This is a genomic window from Brevibacterium sp. CSND-B09 (assembly GCF_052906525.1).
The window spans coordinates 3,183,986-3,207,168 of sequence record NZ_JBREGI010000001.1; the positions used below are offsets into that span (position 1 = coordinate 3,183,986).

The 23,183-nt window shown below is 65.3% G+C and carries 21 protein-coding genes and 1 other RNA gene; 11 read left to right on the forward strand and 11 right to left on the reverse strand.

Annotated elements, in window-relative coordinates:
- Nucleotides 1-12: 12 nt before the first annotated feature.
- From ftsE to ACU4IU_RS14280, 10 genes are all read left to right on the forward strand, one after another.
- Nucleotides 13-702 carry a cell division ATP-binding protein FtsE gene (gene ftsE / locus ACU4IU_RS14235; protein WP_139908579.1) on the forward strand — a complete coding sequence of 230 codons (690 nt, stop codon included), beginning with the start codon at nucleotides 13-15 and terminating at the stop codon, nucleotides 700-702.
- Complete coding sequence (gene ftsX / locus ACU4IU_RS14240; protein WP_376906414.1) at nucleotides 699-1,613, forward strand: permease-like cell division protein FtsX; 915 nt, start codon at nucleotides 699-701, stop codon at nucleotides 1,611-1,613. The genes ftsE and ftsX overlap by 4 nt, the downstream gene beginning before the upstream one ends.
- 1 nt (nucleotide 1,614) lies before the next feature.
- The gene (locus ACU4IU_RS14245) at nucleotides 1,615-2,844 is read left to right on the forward strand and encodes a peptidoglycan DD-metalloendopeptidase family protein (protein ID WP_446657106.1); all 1,230 of its coding nucleotides are present in this window, start codon (nucleotides 1,615-1,617) and stop codon (nucleotides 2,842-2,844) included.
- 163 nt (nucleotides 2,845-3,007) lie between these two features.
- Nucleotides 3,008-3,478: an SsrA-binding protein SmpB gene (smpB, locus tag ACU4IU_RS14250; protein ID WP_101547462.1), complete on the forward strand. Its 471-nt coding sequence runs from the start codon at nucleotides 3,008-3,010 to the stop codon at nucleotides 3,476-3,478.
- Between the two features lie 221 nt (nucleotides 3,479-3,699).
- Nucleotides 3,700-4,077, forward strand: a transfer-messenger RNA (tmRNA) gene (ssrA, locus tag ACU4IU_RS14255).
- 169 nt (nucleotides 4,078-4,246) lie between these two features.
- Nucleotides 4,247-4,618, forward strand: a complete 372-nt coding sequence (locus ACU4IU_RS14260; RefSeq protein WP_446657107.1) for an SdpI family protein — start codon at nucleotides 4,247-4,249, stop codon at nucleotides 4,616-4,618.
- A gap of 263 nt (nucleotides 4,619-4,881) precedes the next feature.
- The gene (locus ACU4IU_RS14265) at nucleotides 4,882-5,439 is read left to right on the forward strand and encodes a hypothetical protein (RefSeq protein ID WP_446657108.1); all 558 of its coding nucleotides are present in this window, start codon (nucleotides 4,882-4,884) and stop codon (nucleotides 5,437-5,439) included.
- Between the two features lie 79 nt (nucleotides 5,440-5,518).
- Entirely contained in the window at nucleotides 5,519-6,727 is a 1,209-nt protein-coding gene (locus ACU4IU_RS14270) for a sensor histidine kinase (protein ID WP_446657109.1), read from the forward strand.
- Complete coding sequence (locus tag ACU4IU_RS14275; protein WP_181272594.1) at nucleotides 6,724-7,362, forward strand: response regulator; 639 nt, start codon at nucleotides 6,724-6,726, stop codon at nucleotides 7,360-7,362. Before ACU4IU_RS14270 ends, ACU4IU_RS14275 begins: the two co-directional genes overlap by 4 nt.
- A gap of 159 nt (nucleotides 7,363-7,521) precedes the next feature.
- The gene (locus ACU4IU_RS14280; protein ID WP_181272593.1) at nucleotides 7,522-8,670 is read left to right on the forward strand and encodes a DUF418 domain-containing protein; all 1,149 of its coding nucleotides are present in this window, start codon (nucleotides 7,522-7,524) and stop codon (nucleotides 8,668-8,670) included.
- Here ACU4IU_RS14280 and ACU4IU_RS14285 read toward each other — a convergent pair.
- The 4 genes from ACU4IU_RS14285 to speB form a co-directional block, all read right to left on the reverse strand.
- Nucleotides 8,651-10,327: a thiamine pyrophosphate-binding protein gene (locus ACU4IU_RS14285; RefSeq protein WP_181272592.1), complete on the reverse strand. Its 1,677-nt coding sequence runs from the start codon at nucleotides 10,325-10,327 to the stop codon at nucleotides 8,651-8,653. The genes ACU4IU_RS14280 and ACU4IU_RS14285 overlap by 20 nt on opposite strands.
- A gap of 270 nt (nucleotides 10,328-10,597) precedes the next feature.
- Nucleotides 10,598-12,154, reverse strand: coding sequence for a sodium:solute symporter (locus tag ACU4IU_RS14290; RefSeq protein WP_172170924.1), 1,557 nt, complete (start codon nucleotides 12,152-12,154; stop codon nucleotides 10,598-10,600).
- 24 nt (nucleotides 12,155-12,178) lie between these two features.
- The gene (locus ACU4IU_RS14295; RefSeq protein WP_181272492.1) at nucleotides 12,179-13,897 is read right to left on the reverse strand and encodes a thiamine pyrophosphate-binding protein; all 1,719 of its coding nucleotides are present in this window, start codon (nucleotides 13,895-13,897) and stop codon (nucleotides 12,179-12,181) included.
- Nucleotides 13,898-14,908: an agmatinase gene (gene speB / locus ACU4IU_RS14300; protein ID WP_181272493.1), complete on the reverse strand. Its 1,011-nt coding sequence runs from the start codon at nucleotides 14,906-14,908 to the stop codon at nucleotides 13,898-13,900.
- Nucleotides 14,909-15,053: 145 nt separating this feature from the next.
- On the opposite strand from speB, the gene ACU4IU_RS14305 reads away from it, so the two are divergent.
- Nucleotides 15,054-16,475 carry a PucR family transcriptional regulator gene (locus ACU4IU_RS14305; protein ID WP_446657110.1) on the forward strand — a complete coding sequence of 474 codons (1,422 nt, stop codon included), beginning with the start codon at nucleotides 15,054-15,056 and terminating at the stop codon, nucleotides 16,473-16,475.
- 54 nt (nucleotides 16,476-16,529) lie between these two features.
- Here ACU4IU_RS14305 and ACU4IU_RS14310 read toward each other — a convergent pair whose 3' ends face one another.
- From ACU4IU_RS14310 to ACU4IU_RS14340, 7 genes are all read right to left on the reverse strand, one after another.
- Complete coding sequence (locus tag ACU4IU_RS14310; RefSeq protein WP_446657111.1) at nucleotides 16,530-17,717, reverse strand: histidinol-phosphate transaminase; 1,188 nt, start codon at nucleotides 17,715-17,717, stop codon at nucleotides 16,530-16,532.
- A 70-nt stretch (nucleotides 17,718-17,787) separates the two neighbouring features.
- On the reverse strand, nucleotides 17,788-18,573 hold the full coding sequence (locus ACU4IU_RS14315) for a hypothetical protein (RefSeq protein ID WP_446657112.1): 786 nt from the start codon (nucleotides 18,571-18,573) through the stop codon (nucleotides 17,788-17,790).
- Nucleotides 18,570-19,754: a vWA domain-containing protein gene (locus tag ACU4IU_RS14320; RefSeq protein WP_139908559.1), complete on the reverse strand. Its 1,185-nt coding sequence runs from the start codon at nucleotides 19,752-19,754 to the stop codon at nucleotides 18,570-18,572. The genes ACU4IU_RS14315 and ACU4IU_RS14320 overlap by 4 nt, the downstream gene beginning before the upstream one ends.
- Nucleotides 19,751-20,725, reverse strand: coding sequence for a vWA domain-containing protein (locus ACU4IU_RS14325; protein WP_139470366.1), 975 nt, complete (start codon nucleotides 20,723-20,725; stop codon nucleotides 19,751-19,753). The genes ACU4IU_RS14320 and ACU4IU_RS14325 overlap by 4 nt, the downstream gene beginning before the upstream one ends.
- Complete coding sequence (locus ACU4IU_RS14330) at nucleotides 20,716-21,168, reverse strand: hypothetical protein (protein ID WP_139470365.1); 453 nt, start codon at nucleotides 21,166-21,168, stop codon at nucleotides 20,716-20,718. Before ACU4IU_RS14330 ends, ACU4IU_RS14325 begins: the two co-directional genes overlap by 10 nt.
- Nucleotides 21,155-22,039, reverse strand: a complete 885-nt coding sequence (locus ACU4IU_RS14335) for a DUF58 domain-containing protein (protein ID WP_181272496.1) — start codon at nucleotides 22,037-22,039, stop codon at nucleotides 21,155-21,157. The genes ACU4IU_RS14330 and ACU4IU_RS14335 overlap by 14 nt, the downstream gene beginning before the upstream one ends.
- Nucleotides 22,040-22,051: 12 nt before the next feature.
- On the reverse strand, nucleotides 22,052-23,047 hold the full coding sequence (locus ACU4IU_RS14340) for an AAA family ATPase (protein ID WP_139908556.1): 996 nt from the start codon (nucleotides 23,045-23,047) through the stop codon (nucleotides 22,052-22,054).
- Nucleotides 23,048-23,183: the final 136 nt, after the last annotated feature.

Below are 23,183 nucleotides of genomic sequence, written 5' to 3' on the forward strand. Positions count from 1 at the left end.
TTGAAGACCGACTTGATCAGATTCGACTCCGTTTCGAAGTCCTACGACACGCGTTCCCGCAAAGCACTCGATGACATCTCCTTCGAGGCTGACCGCGGGGAATTCGTGTTCCTCGTCGGGGCGTCCGGCTCGGGAAAGTCCACGGTCATTCGACTCATCCTGCGTGAAGAGGTCCCCAGCTCCGGTCGCATCCACATCGCCGGAAAATCCGTGGTGAAGATGCCCAGCTGGAAGGTGCCCTACCTGCGGCGGGGGATCGGAACCGTGTTCCAGGACTTCCGCCTGCTGCCGAACAAGACCGTGTTCGCCAATGTCGCCTTCGCCCTTCAGGTGATCGGAAAGTCCCGCGCGGCCATGTCGACCCTCGTCCCCGACGTCCTTGAGACCGTGGGCCTGGCCGGCAAGGAGAAGCGGTACCCCAGTGAGCTCTCCGGCGGCGAGCAGCAGCGTGTGGCCATCGCCCGCGCCGTGGTCAACAAGCCCGGAATCCTGCTCGCCGACGAACCGACGGGCAACCTCGACCCGGCGACGAGCGCTGACATCATGAACGTTCTCGAGAAGATCAACCGCAATGGCACCACGGTGCTCATGGCCACCCACGACGGAGAGATCGTCAACCGGATGCGCCGGAGAGTCATCGAACTGCGCGAAGGCGAAATCGTCCGCGACGTCGAAGAAGGCACCTACGGAGTCGCCTCATGAGGGCCGGTTTCATCCTCTCCGAAGTCTGGTCGGGTCTGCGCCGGAACTTCTCCATGGTCATCTCCGTCGTGCTCGTGACCTTCGTGTCCCTGCTCTTCGTCGGTGCCGCGATCCTGCTGCAGATGCAGGTCGGGCAGATGAAGGATTTCTGGTACGACCGCGTGCAGGTCTCCGTATTCCTGTGCCCGCCGGATTCGGAGGCGACGAACTGCGTCGACGGTGAAGTCACGGGCGACCAGAAGGATCAGATCCGGGCAGAACTCGAAAGCTCCGATCTGGCCCCCTATGTCGACAAGGTCTATTTCGAGGACAAGACCGAGGCCTATGAGCACTTCCAGGAGCAGTTCAAGGGCACCAGCCTCGAAGGCACAGTGCCCAAGGACGAGATGAACGAGTCCTTCCGGGTCAAACTCAAGGACGCCGAGAAGTACGACATCATCAAGGAGACGTTCTCGTCGACTCCCGGGGTGGAAGAGGTCGTCGACCAGAATCAGCTGCTCGACCGCCTGTTCGGGGTGCTCAATATCGCGACCATCGTGGCGATCGCGATCGCCGGCATCATGCTGCTGTGCGCGATGCTGCTCATCGCCACCACCATTCGACTCTCCGCGTTCTCGAGACGCCGGGAGACCGGCATCATGAGGCTCGTCGGTGCGTCGAATACCTTCATCCAGATGCCGTTCCTGCTCGAGGGCGTCATCGCCTCGGCCGTCGGTGCGACGCTGTCCGCCGGTGCCCTGGGACTGCTCGTCCACTTCGGAGTCAGCGGTTGGCTGCAGTCGCAGGCCACGGGATTCAGCCTCATCTCCGGATGGGACGTCCTCCTCATCACCCCCGTGCTCATCATCATCGGCGTGCTCATGGCCGGAGCGTCGTCGCTGATCACGCTGAACAAGTACACGAAGGTCTGAGATGAGACGCAGACTCGGACTCGTCCTCACGGCAGCTGCGCTGGCAGTGGTCATGCCGGTCACCTCGGTGGTGGCCGATCCTCGCGACGACAAGAGCGAGGTCGACGAACGCGTCAAGGAACTCCAGCAGGAGTTCGAAGGTCTCGATGAGGACCTCGCCCGCGTCATCGCCGAACGCGATGCGGCGCAGGAGAAGCTGCCGGATGCCGAAGCCGAATCGAAGGCCGCCGACGATGCGCTGGCTGAGGCGATCGAGAAGGATGAGGGCATGGCCGCGCGCCTGACCTCGGCGGAGAACGCGCAGAAGGATCTCAAGGACACGATCAAGTCCGGCACGGAGGAGATCGACAAGCACAAGACCTCGGCGGCGCGCATCGGACGACAGGCCTACCAGAACTCGGGCATCACGTCCGATCTGGCTATGCTGCTGCAGATGGCCGAGGGTACGAGCGCCGACGGCGGCATCGGTCGCGTCGACTCGGCGGTGCGGTCTCAGCAGCGCACGATCGACAAACTCTCCGAACAGCGGGCGCTGAACAAGAACAACGAAGAGCGGCTCTCGGGCGTGACCGAGAAGATCTCCGACCTCAAGGACGAAGCCGCCGAGGCGGTGCTGGCCAAAGAGGCCGCGCAGGTCGATGCGAAGAAGAAGGCCGACAGCCTCAACGACCTCATCTCCGCGAAGGACGATGCGGAGAAGACGATCTCCGACAACAAGGACAAGACCGAGAAGCAGCTGGCCGATGAGAAGGCCGAGCAGGACCGGTTGGCCGAGAAGGTCCGGGAATGGGAGAAAGAGCAGGAGAAGAAGGGCAAGTTCGTCTTCGGCGACGGAGTCCTGGCCAACCCGGCCAAGGGATACCCGACGACGTCTCCGTTCGGATACCGGGTCCACCCGATCACCGGTGCACGGAAGCTGCACACCGGAATGGACTTCGGCGTTCCCTGCGGAACCCCGATCCGCTCGGCCGGCGACGGAATCGTCGTCACCTCCGGCTGGACCGGCGGTTATGGCAACCGTGTCGTCATCTCCCACGGCAAGATCAAGGGCAAATCGATCGCGTCGACGTACAACCACAACACGAAGCTCAAGGTCCATGACGGGCAGAGGGTCAAGAAGGGCGATATCATCTCGTACTCCGGTACGACGGGAGCGTCGACCGGCTGCCACCTGCACTTCGAGATCATGGAGAACGGCGGTTACGTCGATCCCAAACCCTTCATCTTCTAATTGCTACCTGACGGCGGCCCAGCCACCTCGCGCGAGGTGGCTGGGCCGCCGTCAGGTAGTTCTGGGAGGGGACGGGCGTGCGGAAGGGCGGCGATGGGATAGAATTGATGGCTGTGCCCGCAAACGCGTGCACAGGTGATCGGGAGCAGAGAGGAGGCCGGTCATGCCGAAGGACACAGGCAAGAAAGTCATTGCGAGGAATCGCAAGGCGCGCCACGACTACCACATCGAAGACACGTGGGAGGCCGGACTCGTACTCACCGGCACCGAGGTGAAATCGCTGCGCGAAGGCCGAGCCTCGCTCACCGACGGCTTTGCCCTCATCTTCCAGAACGAGGCCTGGCTGGAGAACGTCTACATTCCCGAATACCTGCAGGGGACGTGGACGAATCACTCGGCCCGCCGCCGTCGTAAGCTGCTGCTCCATCGCGAGGAGATCCTGAAGATCTCGCAGAAAGTCAAGGAATCCGGCCGGACCCTGGTCCCGCTGGAGCTGTACTTCGACGGCTCACGCGTCAAGGTCGAGATCGCCCTGGCCCGCGGCAAGCGCGAATGGGATAAGCGACAGGCACTGCGCGAGGCGCAGGACAAACGCGAAGCCGAACGCGCCATGAAGTCCAAGCAGTACCTGTAAGGGTTGGTCGACGGTGGGTTCGATTCCCGCCGTCGCCACCGTCTCTCGGCTCCGTCGCCGAGGCGGTCCGAGCGCATCCGAGCGCGTCCGGTCACGTATTCGCGGAGTTCAGGGAATGCAATTGGCTCGGTCTGCGTTGTACGAGTATGCTGGAGTATCTGATCGGCGCCAGCAGCCGCCTCGGCGGATGAAACAGCTGATCAGGTTTGGTAACAGAATATGGGGATGATCGGTTTCGACGTTGGACACTGCGTCGGGAGAAGCGGGCCGAGAATGCAGAGTCATCTCGTTAATGTCCTCTGCAAAACAATAGGTGCTAAGTCTAACAACCGCACCGATTTCGCCCTCGCTGCCTGATAGAGCGCGAGCTGCGAATCCGTCAGCCTAGAGTTGCCTCTGCTCTAGATACTGGCGTCGCTTAAGAGGCCACTGCTTCAGGCACATGTTGGGGGTGCCTGAGGGACTTTCACTCAACTCCGTTCGTTGGCTTACGTGTTCGTGCGATAGCCAGAACCTAAGACACTAATTCACGAACTGCGCCCGGAGAAGTCCTGACAATCTGCCGACGGACGCGGGTTCGATTCCCGCCATCTCCACGTGTCCAAGCCCCGGATTCCGCAAGGATCCGGGGCTTTTCGCTGTCCGGATATCCCCAGACCTGCAGTTTCACCACATCGACACCGGTGAACACCATCGCCGAGGCGGCCGGACAGGGCCGTTCCCATCTGTCCTTTGGAGAGCGGCTGGGTTCAGCCCCGATGAGATACGGTGGAGCCGAGTTCAGAGAGGGGACCGGCACCGATGTTCTATCCGCCGCTGATCGGCTATCTGCTCCTCGCCGTTGTCTGCGTCGTTCTCGTGTTGGTCATCCGCGGCGACCGTCTGCCCCGCAATCGTGCAATCGGAATCCGGTCGGCGCTGACGCTGCGGTCCGAGGCTTCTTGGAAAGCTGGCCACCGTGCGGCGATTCCCGTGCTCATCACCATCAGCATCATCGCCGTCGGGTTCTCGATTGCACTGTTGAGCGTTGAGAAATTCGCCTGGCCGAAGGCAGTCGGAGCCGTTCTCGCAGTCTCGGGGTGGCTGCTCATCCTCGGCCTCTTTGTCAGAGTCTGGACGACGGCCAACCGCGCGGCGTGATCCGCGGACGACTGATCTGCCACGGCGACGACCTCCGACGGAGACGACCGCCATACCGTTGTCTGGGCACTCTCTTCGCGACGCCCTCGCGAGACCCGGGAGTTCCGACCACTCGGCCGACCACGATCAGCCATTCGGCCGAGGCCCGGCTTCCCCGAAACGGGAAGGATCGAGGGTGTCAGACAGCAGCCACGCGCCGGCTGTGAAACCCCGGCCCAGCACAGTGACTGCTCACTCCGATCCGATAAGGACGCTCCACACTCATGAAGAAGGCACTCATCGCCCTCGGCACCATCGTCATCATCCTCATCGCCCTCATCGGCGGACTCATTGTGGCTGAGAACCGCGCGAAAGTCGCACTCGAAGCCGACGTCGCCGACTACCTGGACGGCTGCGCGATCACCCCCGACACGATCGACATCCACGGTCGCCCCTACCTCCTCTACGCTGCACAGCACACCGCAGACCTCAGCTACATCGATCTCGACCCAGCGAAGGGAACGAACAAGGATCAGGTCCTCGTCCACCGCCTCGTCGACGGCCACGCCGACCGGCTCACCCGCTTCATCACCTTCGACTACCCGTCAGGCCAGGTCCGGCCGGTGAAGAATCCCGATGACTCCTACACCGAGGTGGCCACCATCGACGGCAAGAGGGTGACCTTCTCCGCCCGGGCGGAAGGCAACCGGCTCGATGTTCTCGCCGACGAGCGTTTCCTCACCGACCGCGCCCTGCCGCAGGCGGCCGAAGTGCGGAACGTGTCCGCGGGAGACGATGGCGTGGTTGTCGAGGTCGAATACGCTGACACCGACTGCCGCTGATACGGTCAGCGCAGCGCACGACAATGCCGAACCCGAGAAACCAGAACCTGGCATCCGGCGTTGACTAGACTGTGAGCAAATGAGACGACTCCTCACCTGGCTGTGGCTGATCCCGGTCCCGCTGACCTTCGCCCTGGAACTGTTCATCGGCAGCGGCTGGTCACTGATCCTCGGCAACGTCATCGCCGTGGCCGTCGGCCTGCCCATCCTCATTCGAGCCCAGTTGCGTCCGGGACGGTCTGCACGGCTGGAGTGGGCCGTCCTCGGACTGCTCGGTGGCCTCGCCCTGGCCGCCGTCGCCGCCACACTGAGTCTGACGACTCTGTGGCTGAGCCTGACGGTGCTGGCGATGCTCACGCGCGCATCCTCGGGCCGGATGAGCATCGCCTCCATTGTCGTTCTCGCAGTCGCGAACATCGTCTGTCCCCTGGTCATGGCCGACGGTGCGACCTTCGCACTCATGGTGTTCGCCCTGATCATCGCCGCGATCGCGATCGGTCTGATGCTGCGATCGAATGACCGCACCCTGATCGAACGACAGGCCACCGCCACCGAGGCGGAACGACGTCGCATCGCCACCGAACTCCACGACCTCATCGCCCACGAGGTGACCGGAATCGTCGTGCTCGCCCAAGCCGCCGGGCGCAGCGACAGCCCGGACCTGAGAACAACGGCCCTGGCGAAGATCGAAGATTCGGGGACCCGCGCGCTCGAGGAGATCCGCCGCCTCGTCTCCGACGCTCGAAGCGGCACGCGAACCGATGACTCACCCGCCACCGCTGCGGGAACGGTGTCCGATCCTGGCCCGGGGGCCGCTTCCCGCACCCCGATCGCTTCGGGGCCGCAGGCTCTGCGTGACCGGGTCGCGGCGTTCGGCAAGTCTGCGACGATCACAATCGACACCCCCACCGAGGTGGCCGCCCCGGTCTGGCCCGTCCTCGACCGTGTCCTCGTCGAATCCCTGACGAACGTGCGCCGTCACGCCGGCGCCGATGTCCCGGTGACGGTCACCGTCATGACCGAGCCCACCACCCCGACTGTCTCAGCCGTCGCCGAAAACCTCGCCGGGCCCGACGTTCTCGGCACTCTGGTCATGACCGTGACCAACGGAGTCGGTTCCGGTGGGGTCGGTGCCGGTAGCGGCACGGGACTGAACAGTCTGCGCGTGAGGGTGAGCCACCTCGGCGGGAGGATCGAGGCGGGACCCGAACCCGGGGGAGGGTGGAGCGTGGTCGCGCGATTGCCGCTCAATCCAGTGAACGACCACCGAACAGGGGAGAGCCGATGATCACCGTCGCTGTCGTCGACGATCAGGAGATGGTGCGGATGGGATTCTCACTCATCCTTGACGCCGAAGCCGATATCCGCGTCATCGGGCAAGCCGCCGACGGGGTCGACGCGATCGTTCTTGTCAAACGCGAACAGCCCGATGTGGTGCTGCTTGATATTCGCATGCCGCGCCTCGACGGTTTGGCTGCGCTTCCGCGACTGACTCCGTATTCGCAGGTCATCATGGTCACCACCTTCGACGATGACGACTACGTCGATGCGGCTCTCGCCGGGGGAGCCAGCGGATTCCTGCTCAAGGACGCCGGAGCCGACCTCCTGCTCGCCGGAGTCCGAGCGGCGGCGAACGGCGATGCGCTCATCTCCCCCTCGCTCACTCTCGACCTGCTCCGACGGCGCACCGCCGCACCCCGGTCGGAGACCGCGCGCATCGACAGCCTCAGCGATCGGGAGACCGAGATCGCGAAGCTCGTTGCCGTGGGGCGGACGAACCAGGAGATCTGCGCCGAGCTCTTCATCTCACTCGGCACCGTGAAGACCCACCTGGGCAGCATCCAGGCCAGACTCGATGCCCGTAACCGCGTCGAGATCGCCGCCCGGATGTGGGAATCCGGGGTCATGAAATCCGACGGCTGAGGAGCGCGGACTCTTCTCCCACGGTGCAGTCGTCTCACCCACCCCAACCGCACCCACCCCGCCAGTCACGTCGGGATCAGCCGAATGGCCGACCCCGTTCGTCGATTCTCGGTCGCACGGCCGATGCGCCAGGTCATCGATCCGGGAAGGATAGAAGCCATGACACGACCTCAATCCGACACCACACGCCCTGCCGACAACGTGAGCCCCGCCGAGACGGCGAGCCTCGCCGACACCGCGCGCTCTGCCGACACCGCGCGGCCCGCAGATATCCGATCTCGTCCCCGCATCGCCGCACTCGACGTCATCCGCGGGTTCGCCTTGTGCGGGATCCTGCTGGTCAACCTGCCGCCGATCTTCGGCCTCGGCGTCGAGGGTGGGGGCCTCGACTTCTACCGTTTCTACGAAGACTTCGTGCAGAACCGCTTCTTCCCGATCTTCTCGTTCCTCTTCGGAATCGGGTTCGGACTCATGTGGCTGTCCGCCCGGGATCGCAGCCACCGACCGCGCCTGGCTCTGCTGCGCCGGTTCGCCTTCCTCGGCATCCTCGGTGGGCTCCATCAGCTGCTCCAACCCGGCGAGGCGCTGCTTCCATATGCGCTCGCCGGGATCGTCTTCCTGCTGCCGGCCACGTGGATCGCCGACCGGTGGCGGAACGTCGTCACCGCGATCCTCGGCGTCGTTCTGCTCATCGCCGGAGTGGCCACCGGAGGCGGAATGGCCGTCATCCCCGGACTCTTCCTGCTCGGCTTCGCCATCGGCGGCACCGATTTCCTCCGATCCGTCCTCAACCGCCCGGGACGAGTCGCGATCGCCGGTGGTTTCGCACTGATCGTGACGGTCGTCGGCTTCTCCGTGACGGACTATACGACCCGTCAAGTCGACCAGTGGATCAATGCCGGCCTGGGCCTGTGTATGGCCCTGACCTATATCGTCGCCATCCTGCTGCTCCTGCGCACCCCCGCCGAGGCGGTCCTGAAGTCCGTATTCGCACCGCTGGGTCGGATGGCGCTGAGCAATTACGTCGGCGCCACTGTCATCCTTGTCGCCGTTCGGCTGGCAGCGCCCGATCTCGCCCGGTTCGACGACCGCGGCGGATACGTCGCCGGACTCGTCATCTGCGCCGCGATCATCATCGTTCAGGTCGTCGTCTCAACTCTGTGGCTGAGCCGTTTCGGACAGGGCCCGCTGGAGAAGCTGTGGCGCCTCGTCACCTGGGGCCGGTCGGCACAGCAAGACCAGTGTCTGAACCAGGGCCGCCACCAGCTGGGCAACCGGCCGGGCGCCTTCACGAGTTCACGCGGATGACCTCTTCTTGGTACGGTGCGATGATCTCGTCGGAGATCCGCAGGTCGAGGAGCAGGAAGGGCCGTTCGTCTACTGGGCGGGACTTCCACTCCTCAACCACGGCGAGATCGCTCAGGGTGCGGACGGCGACCCCGTGCCCACCGGCGGCCGTCGCGAGGGCCGCGAAATCGATCTCGTCGATGAGCATGGGCGACTTCTCCAGCCCCTTGAGCCCGTACAGGTTGACCTCGGCACCGTAGGCCGCGTCATTGAAGACCACGGCCAGACCGCGACCGCCGGCCACCCGGATCGCGGTGTCGAGGTCGGACAGTGCCATGGCTCCGCCGCCGTCACCGGTGGTGAGCACGATCGTCGAGTCCGGGTTCGCGCGGGCGGCCCCGGCGACGCTGTGCCAACCGAGTCCGATCGATTGGAAGGCGGTGCCGACCATCGCCAGTCGGTCGGGTGCACTGGGCTCCCAGAACATGTTCGCCCAGGCGATGAAATGTCCTCCGTCGGAGACGACGACCCGATCCTCGGGCAGAACCTCGCCGAGGCGGTTCGCCGCCGCACGCGGATCGAGCCGACCATCGTCGGCGAGCTCCGACCCGACGACGTAGGCACGGTCGGCAGCGGTGTCGACGGAATCGTGCCAGCGTGCGTCGGCACTGTCCGAACTCCCAGCACTGCCGACGCCGGTCGCCGCCAGGCGCGCGATGAGTTCGGCGGCGGCGAGTTTCGCATCGGCGCGGATGAAGCCTCCGACGCGGGCGTTCGTGGCGCGGTCGTCGGTGTCGATCTGCCATACCGCCGTCGAGGGATGGAAGAGGTCTCCGAAACGCATGGTGAACTGATTGAGCGAGGCTCCGAAGACCACGGTCACATCGGCCTCGCGGACGCGCTCCATCGCTGCCGGGGCACCGAATCCGCCGGCGACTCCCAAGTCGTGTTCGGCAGCCGGGAAGATGTTGCGTCCCAGCGCGGTCGTCACGGTGAGTGCTCCCGTGATGTCCACGAGTTCACCGAGTTCGGACTCGGCTCCGGCCAACCAGGCACCGCGGCCGGCGAGCAGCAGGGGACGTTTCGCTCCAGACAGATCGGCGGCAAGGCGATCAAGAGCCGCATGTGCGAATTCGCCGGTCGGTGCCATCGGCGAGGGACGACTGGGGCCGGGCACAGCCGGGATCTCACCGAGGTCCAGAGTCGCGACATCGTAGGGGATGGCCAGGACGACGGGCACTCGGTAGGTCAGCGCATGCTCGATGGCGGTCACGGTGGCTGCGGCGGCATCGACCCGACCGACGGTGTAGGTGCGCACACCCACGGCTGAGGCCATGGCGATCTGGTCGACGTCCCATGGTCGGGGACCGGACGTGGGCTCATCCCCGACGACGAGGACGAGGGGAACCCGGGCTTGTGCCGCCTCGGCGAGGGCGGTGAGCGTATTCGTGAATCCCGCACCATAGGTCGTTGTGGCCGCGGCGATCCGCCCGGAGGTGCGGAAGTGAGCGTCGGCGGCGACGACGGCTCCGGCCTCGTGGCGGACGGCGGTGTAGGTTGCCGAGGTGTTACGCAGCAGGGCGTCGAGGAAGTAGGCATTGCCGTTGCCCATGAGGCCGAAGACCTCGTCGATGTGGGCGGCAAGGGTGTGCGCGACGTGCGCGGAGGTATGAGCCATGGCAGGCCTTTCGCGAATGAGATATGGAAATGAGGGATCCATATATGTCTCACACGCGCGGTTTGCGGCTTCGTGCTCCTTTTTCGAGCACCGGCTGATGTGCCGCTCGCCCTGGGCACCCATTTCCGGGGGCTGCCGTGGGCGGCTCAGCCTGACTCTTCGAATATAAGTGACTGTGGTCTGAGACACCAAGTCGAGCGAGGTACTAGAACTACCTGACGGCGGCTCAGCAACCTCGCGCGAGGTTGCTGAGCCGCCGTCAGGTAGCAATTAGCGGGTGATGCGTTCCTTCCAGGCGGCCATGACCTCGGGCGAGGTCGGCTTCGACGCGAAGGACCCGACGAGGTAGCCGACCAGCGAGGCGATGAGGCCCAGGTAGATGGCCTCGTTGGCGTAGATGCCCGCCACGATCATGACGACCACGGTGGTCACGGCGCCGAGGATCATGCCGGCCATGACGCCGACGATCGTTCCGCGCTTGAACACGAGACCGCCGAGGATCGGGATGAACAGACCGGCCACCAGCAGGTTGTAGGCCACGGTGAGCGCCTCGACGACGCTGGGCATGATCATCGCGAGCACCAGCGTGACGACGCCGAGCACGATGAGGTAGATGCGCGAGTCGCGGATCTCATCTCCGGTCTCGCGCACCAGCGATCGCACGAGCGTCGACTTCGCACCCGAGCCGGATTCCGAGCCGGAAATGCCGGACGCACTCGCCGAGGCGTCCGATCCATCCGTCGCCGCATCCTTCGCACCGGCTCCCGCACCGACGCCGTCGCCGCGTTCAGGAACGATGTCCTTGCGGGCGAGGATCGGTTCGACGATGTCCTGACGGCAGACGGTCGAGGCGGCCATGAGCGAGCCCGAGGCCGTCGACATCATCGCGGCCAGGGCCGCAGCGAGCACGATTCCGGCGAGCACCGGAGACATCGAGGCATCGACGACGGCGACGAACACATCGTCCTGGACTTCGATGCCGGGCACGATCTTCGTCGCGGCCATGCCGATGAGCGCACCGGCGACAGCGTAGAGCAGGCAGTAGACGCCGGCGGAGAAGCCGCCCCACCTGGCCACACCCGGGCTGCGGGCGGTGAACACGCGCTGCCAGATGTCCTGGCCGATGAGCAGTCCGAGGGTGTAGATGAGGATGTAGCCGAGGATTGCCTCCCAGCCGATGCCCACCGGTGAGGTGTGCGATTCGGGCAGCGAGGAGAACAGCTCGGAGATGCCTCCGGACTTCGAAAGCACGATGGGCAGCATGATGAGGAAGATGCCGATCGTCTGGATGAAGAACTGCACGAAGTCCGTCAGCGTGATCGACCACATGCCGCCGAGCATCGAATAGAGGATGACGATGCCGCCGCCGATGAGCACCGACCACACCTTGTTGAGATCGAACAGGGCATGGAAGACCGTGGCGTAGGCGACCGTCGACGTCGTCGAGATCATCAGACCGTAGGCGGTCATGATCGCTCCGGAGACGAAACGGGAGCCCTTGCCGTAGCGGAGTTCGAGCATCTGCGAGACCGTGTAGATCTCGAGCTTCTGAATCTTCGGAGCAAAGAACAGCGAGAGCGCGATGATGCCCAAGCCGATCGCGAAGACGAGCCACATTCCCGACAGCCCAGCCGTGTAGCCGAGGCCGACTCCGCCGATCGTCGACGCGCCGCCGAGGACGACGGCCGACATCGTGCCGGTGTACAGCAGTCCGCCGAGGCGGCGCCCTGCGACCAGGAAGTCCTCCTGGTTATGGGCCTTGAAGCGGCCCCAGACTCCGAATCCCACCATGGCGGCGAGATAGATGATGACTACCAAAGAGTCCACAGCGACCCTTTCTGTTGGATCGGCTCAGTGACCGACGGTGATGTGAATGGCGGTGGGAACGGTGCGATCGAGCGCCTCGGCGATGGCTTGCGGCAGAGCGGAATCGATGTCCGCTTCGGCGATCGTCACCCCGGCCCCGCCCATGGATTCGCCGAGTTTCGCGAAGTCCGGACGGGCGAGTCTGACAGCGAAGGGTTCGATGTCGCGGTCGACCATCTGACCTTCGATCTCCGCATATCCGCCGTTGTCGACGATGACGAAGGGGATGCCCAGTCCCAGCTCGGCAGCGGTCATGAGCTCCTGGATGGAGAACATGGCCGCACCATCGCCGAGGATGCACACGACCGGTCGTGCAGGATCGGCGACCTTCGCTCCGAGGGCGGCGGGAATGCCGTAGCCCAAAGTGGCGAATCCCGGCATGTAGAGCAGCTGGTCGGGTGTGCTCGCCGTCAGCGCGTGCACCGTGCCGTCGTAGGTGACCTGTGAGGAGTCACCGGAGATGACGACGGTCGATCCCGCACCTTCTTCGACGAGCCGGGTGACTCGGGCGCCGATCGCCTCGAAGTCGAAATCGGTGGCCCAGGTCTCTCGGATCCGGGCGACCCGATCGGCCCCGGATTCCTTCGCCGAGGCGGCCGATCCGTGTCGTTCGGACGATTCCGTTCCGTCATCGTTCGTCGAGGCGGCGCTGGCCGAGGCGGCGCTGTCATTTCCGATTCCGAGTGCGCTCATGAGCGCGGTGAGGAATTCGCCAGTGTCCGCGCAGGCGAGGATGTCCCCGGGCAGGTTCTTGTTCAGCTGGTCGGGGTCGATATCGCAGCGGATGACGGTCTGTCCGGCAGACTCATCACGCACACCGATGTTCGTCTGCGCACCGATGACCCCGCCCCACAGGTCGGAGTCGGCCAATTCGGAGCCGAGCACGATGAGCACATCGGCCGCCGCGGATTCGGCCTGCACGCTGGGGAAGCGCACATTCGAACCCAACGACAGCGGATGCGTCTCGGACACGATGCCCTTGCCGTTGGCCGTCGTCGCCAGGGGAGCGTCGAGGCCCTCGATGAGACGAGCCACCTCGGCGTGGGCGCCCCTGGCACCGCCGCCGGCGATGATCAGCGGACGCTTCGCCGCACGGATCGCCTCGGCGGCACGGGACACCACATGATCATCGAGTCCGGGACGGCGACCTGCGAACGGGACCGGAACGCTGCCGTTCCACGCGCCCTCGAGCACGTCGAGGGGAACCTCGATATGCACGGGTCCGGGACGGGCCGAGTCGAACATGGCGAACGCCTCGGCGACGGCCTGGGCTGCACCTTCGGCAGTGCGGGTGCGCTGGGAGGACACGAGGAGGTGGCCCACCGCACCGGAGGAGTCTTTCGTCTCGTGCAGCATGCCGACGTCGGCGCGCTCGAACCCGGTGGGCACACCGGGGGAGAGGATGAGCATCGGTCGGGACTCGGCATAGGCGGTCGCGGCGGCGGTGATGACGTTCGTCAGCCCCGGCCCCGAGGTCGTGATGACGACCCCGGGCTTGCCCGAGACGAGGAAGTACCCGTCGGCACCGTAGCCTGCTCCCTGCTCGTGGCGGGGAGTCACGGCCCGGATCCCGAATTCGGGCAGATGCCGGTAGAACTCGAGGTTGTGGGTGCCGGGGATGCCGAAGATGGTGTCGACTCCATGGGCGGCCAGAGTCGCGACGACCGCGCGACCGCCGTTGCGGACGTTCTGTTCGGTGCTCATTCAGACTCCGAGAGCATCGCCGGCGGGCCCGGAGGGAGCGGTGACTCCGTTGTTCTCCGCCGCCCAGAGGGACAGGACCTCGTAGCCGACATGAGCGGCGGCGAGTCCGGTGACTTCGGCATGGTCGTAGGCGGGGGCGACTTCGACGATCTCGGCGCCGACGACATTGAGTCCCTGGAGCCCGCGGATCGAGTTGAGCAGCTCACGGCTGGTCATTCCACCTGCCTCGGGGGTGCCGGTGCCGGGTGCGGCCGCCGGATCGAGGACGTCGATGTCGACGGACAGGTAGACCGGAGCGTCGCCGAGGCGACCCCGCATCCGGGCGACAATATCCTGGACGGAGGAGAACTGGTATTCGTCGCTGCGGATGATCTGGAAGCCGAGCACCTCATCATCCTCGAGATCCTTCTCCCCATAGAGGGGACCGCGGATGCCGATGTGCATCGAAGCGGTCATGTCGATGAGGCCCTCTTCGCTGGCGCGGCGGAAGGGAGTTCCGTGGGTGTAGGGCGCACCGAAGTAGGTGTCCCAGGTGTCCAGGTGCGCATCGAAGTGGAGCACGGCGATCTTGCCGTGCGTCTTGTGCAGCGAGCGCAGGTTCGGCAGGGCCAGGGTGTGATCCCCGCCGAGGGTGAGCAGCTTGGCCCCGTCGGCGCGCATGGCGTCGGCGTTGGCCTCGACGGTGGTGATGGCCTCTTCGATGTCAAAGGGATTGACGCCGAGGTCACCGCAGTCGGCGACCTGCTGCCAGGTGAACGGGTGGACGTTCGTGGCCTGGTTGTAGGGGCGCAGCAGCTTCGAGGACTGGCGGATGTGAGCAGGTCCGAAGCGGGCACCGGGACGGTAGCTGACGCCGGCGTCGAAGGGAATGCCGATGACCTTGACGTCGATCTTCTCGCCGGGACGCTCGGCTTCGACTTCGTCGATGCGCGGCAGCAGTCCGAACGTCGGGGGTCCTGCGTAGCGGGGTGTCTTGCTGTAGTCGGCTGGGCCGAGCGGCTGAGACGTCACTGGCTTGCTCCTTCGTCGTAGCGGCTGACCCGACCCGAACGGGCCGGAGGTGATGCCCTCAGCCTAGGACGTGGGTCACACAACACCGATATCCAAAGGGGAGCATTTGGAACCAGTGCTGTCCAGAATGGATAGAATCGGGTGCATGGTCACCTTGGAACAGATCTGGTCACGCGCAGAACTCGCGCTCGAAGTCATCGTCGACTCGCCCACCGCAGCGGAGCAGAACGTCACGATCGTGCACTCCTCGGAGCTGCCGGAGGTCGACGAATGGCTTGCCGGCGGTGAGGTGCTGTTGACGATCGGGGTCGGTCAGGACCTCGGCGGGGACACGGTTGGGGACTATGTGTGCCGCCTCAAAGCTGTCGGCGTGCACGCGCTCGGCATCGGACTGGGCTCCGACCTGCCGTGGCAGCAGGTTCCGCCGAAGCTCGTCGCCGCCGCGCAGGAGGCCGGGCTGGCGCTGTTCGGCGTGCCCGAGCCGGTTCCGTTCGTCGCCGTCGTCGATGCCTTCACCCGGATGCGTGAGGCCGAGACCAACCGAGAGCTGACCCGGGCGAGCAGCGCCGCCCGCCGTTTCGCAACCGCATTGGCCGGGGAGGGGCCCGCGGCGCTTGTGGCCGATCTGGCAGAGACGCTGAAGGCTCCGGTCCGGTTCGTCTCGCCGACCGGCAGGGCGTTGAGCGGTGACGACGCCGAGGAAGACGTGCGTTCGGCACTCATCGAGGAGTCATTGAAGCCGACGACGGGGCCTCGCCTGATCCGCACCGGTTCGCGGATCGTCGAGGCCGTTCCGATCGGAGGTGATCATCCGCTCGGGTGGATCCTCACCCCCGCCGAGGCGGCCGGATCTCCGAAGACGCGTGCCCTGCTGCTGTCGACCGCCTCGGCGCTGTTGGCGATGTCGTTGGCGGATCTGCCCGTTCCCTCCGGTCGCGCGCGGCTCTTCGACTCCGATCTCAGTGACGACGAAGCACGTGGGGAGTGGACTCGGGTGACGGGGTTGGCACCGGTGGCGACGGTGGGGATGCGCATCTTCGGCGGTGTCCGAGGGGACTCCGCCGAACGCCTCATCGCCGATATCGTCGGTCGGAGCCTGCTCACTCGCACCGGTTCGCTGCTCGGGGTGGTCGGAGCACAGGAACGCGGACTCGATGAGCTGGTGACGCGGGCCGCCGAGGTCACCGGCCTGGACGTGCTCGCGGAGAAGAGGCTGCCGTTGGGTCAGCTCCATCACACGTGGATGCTGTGGCGAACCCAGCACGAGTCCGAGGCCTCCGAGGTCAGGGCGCTGCTGTCGGCGGTCGATGAGGAGGCTGCCGACCGATTCGTCGATCGGGTTCTCGGCGAACTCTTTCGGGCCCGCGGCGGTGAGGAGCTGTTGGAGACCCTCCGGGCCTTCATCACCGCGTCCGGGGCACGCGAGCGCATCGCCGCCGAGTTGGGAGTGCACCGGCATACGGTGCGGGCGCGGTTGGCGAAGATCGAGAAGCTGCTCGGCCGGGACCTCTCCCGTGCCGAAACACTGCAGGCCGTGTCGTTGGCACTCGAACTCGCTGAACTCTAGGCACACCTCTCACCGACCGCTCGGCACGGTGTTCCGCGCGGCGGTGCTCTCAGCTCAGTCCTCGAAGTGTTCGATGCGGAAGCGTTCGGCGATCTCAAGCACCCGGGCGAGGGCTTCGTCTGCGCCGATGCTGATGCGCACACCGGCCCCGAGGTTGCGCACCGCCACGGCCTGTTCGACGCAGGCATCTTCGAAGGCACCAGACTTTTCACCCAACGGCAGCCAGACATAGTTCGCCTGTGCTTCGGGCACCTCCCAGCCCTGTTCGCGCAGTGCAGCTGCGAAGGCATCGCGGGTCTGTGCGATCTCGCCGGCCCGCTCGAGCACTTCGTCCCAATGATTGAGGGATTCGAGGGCGGCGGCCTGGCTGAGATCGGTGACGCCGAAGGGGATGACGGCCTTGAGCAGTCCTTCGATGACCGGCGGGTGGGCGACGGCGTAGCCGACACGCAGCCCGGCGAGTCCGTGTGCCTTGGAGAAGGTGCGGAGCAGAACGAGATTCGGATAGTCGCGGACAAGACCGAGTCCATCGGCTCGCCCGGGTTCGGTGGCGAACTCCCAGTACGCTTCGTCAAGGGCGACGAGAACGTGGTCAGGCACCTTATCGAGGAAGGCGCGGACCTCGTCGTCGCGCAGCACCGGGCCGGTCGGGTTGTTCGGCGAGCACAGGATGATGAGGCGGGTGTCTTCGGTGATCGCCGCCGCCATCGCGTCGAGGTCGTGGCGACCCTCGGCTGTCAGCGGCACTTCGCGGCGGGTGGACCCGACGAGCCCGGTGGTCTGCGGATACATCTCGAACGACGGCCACGGATAGATCGCCTCGGTGGTGGCATCCGAGGTGATCTGGGTCAGCGCGACGAGCAGTTCGCTGGCACCGGTGGTGACGACGAGCTGATCCAGCCCGACACCGAGGCGGTCGGCCAGTCCCTGACGCAGCGCCAGCGCCGCGTCGTCGGGGTAGAGCGCGGGGTTCGTCGCGTGAGCGACCATGGTTTCGAGCACTGCCGGCAGGGGAGGCAGGAAGTTCTCGTTCGAGGAGAGCTTGAACGACTCGAGACCCTCGACCTGGCGGGGAGGCTTGCCCGGAACATAGGGCGGGAAGGTCTCCAGAGCGGCCCGCAGCCGCGGTGACGGTGCCGAGGGAGCGGACGCCGAAGCGGTGGAGCCGGATGCGCTCGAGGACGAAGTCCCGGGCGCGGAGGTGGACGCAGAATCTGAAGCAGCGGGGTCGGAGGCGTTCATGGACTCATGATGTCACAGCGGGTCAGCGCTGCCACCACGCCCCGGAGGGGTCAGACTTCGTCGACGAGGATCACCAGGGTTTCTCCGGGGTCGACCGGCCTCCCTCGCCGCCGGGGCCCTGCTGTTGCTGCTGTCGTTCGGAGTCCTCGCGGCGCTTCTCAAGCTCGTCCCGCTTCTTCTCTCGTTCGGACTTGCCTGAGGAATCGTCCGGCTTCTCCTCATCTTCCCCGGGATCCTGGCTTTCATCTCCGGAGGATTTCTCGTCCCCGGAGTCCTTCTCCTGCGAGTCCTCGTCCTCGGGCTCGCTGTCGTCGGTTCCCTCCTCCTTGGCTTGCCCGCCCTGCTTCTTGTCCTCGACGCGTTCCTTCGCCTGGCTGCTCTTCTGCTTCTCTTCGCTCTTCTTCGGCTGGCATTCCTCGGGCGCGTCTTCGAGGGTCTTCAGTGACCGGTCGTAGAGTTCCTGCGACTGGTCGGGGTCCTGGGAGGCGATCTGATCTGCCTGCTTCTCATAGACAAAGGACAGGTTGATCCGCACAGCACATTCGGCCGAGGTCGGAGCGATCTCCAAGGCGGCTTCGAGATCGGTCTGGGCAGCGTCGTAGTCGCCGACGGCCGCCTCGGCGGTGCCGCGGTTGAAGTAGCCGATATGGCGTTGGAACGGGCTGACCCGTAGGAACGCCGTCGCCGCCTTCTTGGCACCAGGGAAGTCATTCGAGGTGTATCTGACCTGCGAGGCGGTTCCGAAGTATGTGGCCATGGCGATATAGCCGAACACCAGGGCGAATATCGTGCCGAGGATGAGGTTGATCTTCGTGATCCGACGCAGCCGTGACCACAGATTCTTCAGGCGGTTCATCGCTGACCTCCCTGATAGGGCACCGGCTGGTAGGGAACCGATCCGCTGGGACCTGGTGGGCCCCCGGGACCAAACGGACCTCCGGGACCAAGCGGGCCTCCGGGACCGGGTGGGCCGCCTCGGCGAGGGCGTTTGGGGGTGATCGCCTTGAGGCGAAGGTATTCGCGGACTCCGAAGACGAGCTCCACGGCGATCCACGCGAAGACGAGGATGAGCGGGACCCAATAGTATTCGTCGACGGTGACCCGGCCGTCCTTCTTCACCAGGGCCTGATCGTACTTCGGGGCGGTGTAGACGCTGGAGATCGCGCCGTTTCCGTCCCGGTGGTGGTAATCGACGCCGAGGTCCGAGGCGATCTGGCGCAGGTTGCCCTCGTCGATCTTCGAGATCCCCGGATTGCCGTTGCGGTCCTGGATGTACTCGGGAGGTGCCTGATCGTCATCTGGGTCATCGGGGTCACCGATTCCTGGGGCATTGCCGGGATCACCGACACCGGACCCGTAGCCGAACGGCTGGCTGTCGCGCATCTTCCCGCCTTGATCGGTGCCGTATCCGAAGACGGCGCCGCTGTCGATGCGGGAGGCGAAGGGCGACCACGACTCCGGATTCTCCGATACGGTTTGCTCACCGTCGCCGAAGTAGAACACGACGTTCTTGTTCTCCGGACGGTCCTCATCGTTCGAGGTCATCCGCTTATCGAGCTCCTCACCGGCCTCGGTGATCGATGAGCCTCTGGAATTCATGGATGATTCGGGTTCGAGGACGTCGACGGCGGAGGCGAAGGCGGCGTGGTCGGTCGTCAGCGGCATCACGGTGGCTGCGGTCGAAGCGAAGGTGATGATGCTCAGCCGGGTGCCGGGGAAGGCGTCGGCGAGTTCGAGCATGTCCTTCTTGACCCCCTCGAGGCGGGTGTCGTCCCCGTCGAAATCCTCAGCGGCCATCGACGTCGTGACGTCGACGACGAAGTACACATCGGCTCGTGCCTCGTACTCCTCGGTCGAGGATTTGATGGGGATCCCGGGGCGTGCCAGTGCGATTGCGAGCACGGCGACGACACCCATGCGGGCGAACCACTTCCAGCGTGCTCCGTCGCCGCGGATGGCGGGGATGATGCACACGGTGAGCAGGGCGATGACGATGAAGCCCCAGCCGAACCAGGTGAAGACGGGATCGAAGATCATGATTTCGTCCTCCACGCCAGTACGAACACTCCGGCGAGGCCGAAGACGGCGAGTGCGAGCGGAACCACCGGCATATCGTGGACGATCGTGTACGAACGGCCGGGGGTGTTCGCCGCTTCCTGGCTCTGGATCTCCTCGACGATGCGGTCGATCGTCGAGGCCGAACCCATGTCGAACTGTTCGCCGCCGGTACGGTCGGACACGGATCGCAGCTCCTTCGTCTGAGTGGTCGTCAGCACCGAGGGAGGGGAGAGGCTGTAGACGCGGACCTTCGCGTCGACGGCGATATCGGCGGCTTCGTTGAGCTCGAAGAGCGGCTCACCGGCGAGCATATTGTCCGTGGCGAAGATGATCGACCGGGACCGGTCCTCGTCCTGCCGGTCGAAGTTGTCGACGCAGCTGACGAGTCCGTCGCCGATGAGTGAGGAGCCGCCGATGTTCGGGGGCGACGTCGACCACGAGTAGTCGGTGCCCTCTGCGCCCCAGGTGCGGAACCCCTCCTCGGCCTCGGCGAGGTAGTTCTGGACCATGTCGTAGTCGTCTGTGAGCGGGAATGCGGAGACCGCGGTGGCATTGAACACGGTCAGGCCGATGCGTTCGCCGTCGAAGCGGTCGACGAGTTCCTGATAGGACTCCAGCAGATCGGCATCGTAGCCGAGCATCGACCCGGATACATCGAGGCAGAGCATGACATCGCGCATCTTCCGCTCCGGGTTGACCGTCTCCACCCAAGCCGGACGTGCGACTCCCGCCAGTGCTGACAGCCCGGTGAGGACGATGACTCCGAGGAGGGCGACCGTGGTCACCAGTCGTCTGCGCATGGCCCTGCGGAAACTCGGCAGGCTCGTCATCCGCCCGCTGTGGGCCACGGCCAAAGAGGACTCCGTCGACTTCGGACGGCGGAACCAGAAGACTGCGGCTGCGGCGAGGGCCAGCAGGATGAGCGCCAGCCACCAGAACATCAGGACCATCGCGCCACCAACTTCCGGGCCTCGGCGATCTGAGGCTGCAGACCGGCCGGTTCGGCTTCGGCGAACTCCGCCTCGTAGAGGCCGAGCAGGCACTGCGCGAGGTCGTCGAGACCGGCGACTGCCGCATCGCGGTAGGTCAGGTGCTCGGCTTTGACGCCCCAGGCGTCATGGGCGAATTCGCGCACGATCGTCGCCAGCTGCTGTGCCGATTCGCGCACGTCCGCCGATTCTGCGGTCAGTCCCGTTTCCACAGCGCTGATGCGGGAGAGGTAGGTGCTGCGCACGGGAATCGGGATGCGCGGTCCGTCCGCTGCGGTGACTCCGGCGGCGGCGCGGAAAAGAGGGGCGAAGAGGTTTCCGCACGCCAGCAGCAGGACGAAGCAGGCTGCCACGTACCACGCCGGTGAGACCTCCAGGGGCCCGATGAGTTCAGCGGGGCCCACGGCGGTGCCTCAGCAGAAGAGTGTGCAGTCGGCCGAGGGCCGACTTCGGATGGTCGATTTCGATGTGGGCGATGCCCAGCTTGGCGAGAAGGTCGATGCGCTGCTGACGGCGGGCCGCCTCGGCGAGGGCGAATTCCTGTCGGACCTCGGGTTTCGTCATCACCGAGGTCGGCAGTCCATGGTCGGGTCGGGCGACGTCGAACGGCGCCGAGGCGGACGGCAGTCCTGCGAGGTCCGCGTCGGTGATCGTGATCCACAGGACCTCATGTTGGGCGCGCAGCCGACGGATCGTCGCTTCGGCCTCCGGCCCCAGCGGAGCCTGATCGGAGATGACGACCAGCAGCATCCGATGGTTGATATGGCTGGTGATCCACTGCAGCTGGGTGTTGATCGACCCGGGGGAGTCGCTGCCGGTCTCGGCGAGGATCTGCTGCAGGAGATGCTCGAGGTGGGCCTCGCTGCCTTTCCGCGGTGAAGCGGTGGTGTGACCGGCGTTTCCGTGGATGAGCATGACGTCGTCGGCGTGGCGGACGGCGAGGTAGCCGACCATCCCGGCCATGAGGATGGCCAGGTGGCGTTTGTCGGCTCCGGCGGAGGTCACGGCGTCGAAGTTCCGGGAGGTGTCGACGACGAGGCCGAGGATGTGCCGACGGTGGGCGACATAGCGTTTGACCAGGGGCTCTGTGTGCCTGGCCGTGGCTTTCCAGTCGATGTCGCGGATCTCGTCACCGGGGATGTAGTCGCGCAGATCGTCGAAGTCGAGGCTGTGGCCGTGGAAGACCGAGGAGTAGTCGCCGTCGAGGAGGCGCCGGGTCCGCCGATGGGCGTGGATGGTCATCCGCGCCTTGATTCGGTTGAGCAGGACAGTCATCGCGGCAGCCGATCAGGGAGTGGGCACTGCCATGAGGAGGGCATCGACGATCTGGGCGCTCGTGATGTTCTCGGCGGCGGCTTCGAAGTTGAGTTGGATGCGGTGGGCCAGCACTCGGTGGGCGAGGTCCTTGATGTCTTCGGGGATGACGTAGTTGCGGCCGCGGATCATCGCCAGCGCCCGGCCGGCGTTCGTGAACGCGATGGAGGCACGTGGGCTGGCTCCGTATTCGATGAACGGGGCGAATCGGCCGAGGTACTTCGTCGTATTGCGGGTGGCGTGGACGAGTTCGACGAGGTAGCGGGTGATGGCCGGGTCGATGTAGACGGTGCGGGCGTAGCTCTGCATGGTCACGACATCGTCGAGCGAGCAGGCCGGATCGGGCACCGAGTCCTTGTCGAAGACCCCGGAGTCGAGGCGGGAGAGGATCTCGACCTCTTCGCCGGGGTTCGGGTGGGTGAGCAGGTCCTTGATCATGAACCGGTCGAGCTGGGCTTCGGGCAGCTGGTAGGTGCCCTCCTGCTCGATCGGGTTCTGCGTGGCCATGACGAGGAAGGGGCGGGGGAGTTCGAAGCGTTTGCCGCCGATCGTCGTCTGCTTCTCCTGCATGGCCTCGAGCATCGCCGACTGGGTCTTCGCCGACGACCGGTTGATCTCATCGAGGAGGACGATGTTCGCATGCACGGGACCGAGCACGGTGTTGAACGACCCCTCGTGTGCGTTGTAGATCTGCGAGCCGATGATGTCGGCCGGCAGCAGATCCGGGGTGCACTGGATGCGGGAGAACTTGCCGTCCACGGCATTGGCCAGAGCCGCGGCCGCCGTGGTCTTCGCCAGCCCCGGCACGCTCTCCAGCAGCAGATGACCGCTGGAGAGAAGTCCGATGAGCAAGGATTCGCGCAGGCGCTGCTGCCCGACGACAAAATGGTCGAGGTAGGACTCCAGAGCCTTGAGGATCGTCTGTGCGTGCGCGATCTCCTGCGTGTTCGCCGGTGCCGTTGCCGTCATGGTCCCTCAGTCTCTCGGTGTCACTGGTGCATCGATGCCACGTGTCTTTCGGTGTCACTGTGGTCGTTCAGCCACGCCGTCTGATGCGTTTCTGTGGTCTCCAGCATATTGGCTGGCACTGACACGCGACAGCCGA